This window comes from Streptomyces sp. NPDC088745, assembly GCF_044751045.1.
GTDB classification, from domain to species: Bacteria; Actinomycetota; Actinomycetes; order Streptomycetales; family Streptomycetaceae; genus Streptomyces; species Streptomyces cremeus.
Genome location: NZ_JBIVLB010000039.1, coordinates 1 through 1,113 on the forward strand (window position 1 = coordinate 1; position 1,113 = coordinate 1,113).

Here is a 1,113-nt window from a genome sequence, read left to right on the forward strand (position 1 = left end):
GGCCCGGAACGAAAGGGTGTTCGCCTGCGAGGGGCGGGCGTGCCCTCAGCGCGGTTCGCGCACCACCGCCGTCTCCCCCGCGGGCACGCCGACCGAGCCCGGCGCCGGCTTGCCGGTCAGCAGTTCCGTGGCGTTCTGGGCCACCGTGACCTCGGCGGGGCGGTCGGTGTGGTTGATGAGGAAGAGGTAGTCGGCGTCCGGGCCGCGCCGCAGGACCGCCTCCACGCCGGGAGCGGTCTCGCGCACCGGCCGCACCCCGGCCTCGGTGCGGATGCGGTCCAGGAGCGCGGCGAGGGTCGGCTCGTCGGGCAGCGTGGTCAGATACCAGCTCGTGCCGGCGCCGAGACGGTGACGTGTCACCGCCGGCACTCCGGCCAGGGGGCCACTCGTGTACGACTCGACCGGCTCGGCGCCGGACAGCCGTACCCGTTCCGACCACAGCGTTCCGGTGCCGCCGCCGCTCAGGCCGACCGACTCGCCGGGCAGCAGCGGGAACAACTCGTCGGTCCGCACGCCGAGCGCCTCGCGGAACGCGCCCGGGTAACCGCCCAGCCGGACATGGCAGTTCTCGTCGACCGCGCCGCTGTGGAAACCGACGGCGAGGGTGCCGCCGCGCTCCGCGAAGCCGGTGAGGTTGGCCGCGCCCGCGTCGTCCACCAGGTACAGGCTCGGGGCCAGCACCAGGCGGTACGGCGACAGATCGGCGTCCGGGCGCACGAAGTCCACCGCCACGCCGGCCCGCCACAACGGCTCGTACCAGGCGCGGACCAGGTCCTGGAAGCGCAGCTCACCGCTCGGCTGGGAGGGGAGCTCCATGGCCCAGCGGGCGTTCCAGTCCCAGACGACGGCCACTTCGGCCGTGCCGACGCTGCCGCGTACCTCGGCCAGCGCCTTCAGGTCGGCGCCGAGCCGGACCACGTCCTGCCAGATGCGGCTGTCGGTGCCGGCGTGCGGCAGCATCGCCGAGTGCCACTGCTCGGCACCCGCCTTCGCCGCCCGCCACTGGAAGTACGCGATGCCGTCCGCGCCCCGGGCGACATGGGCGAGCGCGTTGCGCCGCATTTCGCCGGGGCCCTTCGCCCTGTTCACCGGCTGCCAGTTGACCGCGCCCGT

General features: G+C 74.6%; 1 protein-coding gene. It reads right to left on the bottom strand.

Going from position 1 to position 1,113, the window contains the following annotated elements:
- Nucleotides 1–45: 45 nt before the first annotated feature.
- The coding region (locus tag ACIP93_RS37710) for a beta-galactosidase trimerization domain-containing protein (RefSeq protein WP_401766999.1) at nucleotides 46–1,113 on the bottom strand (1,068 nt) is incomplete at its 5' end.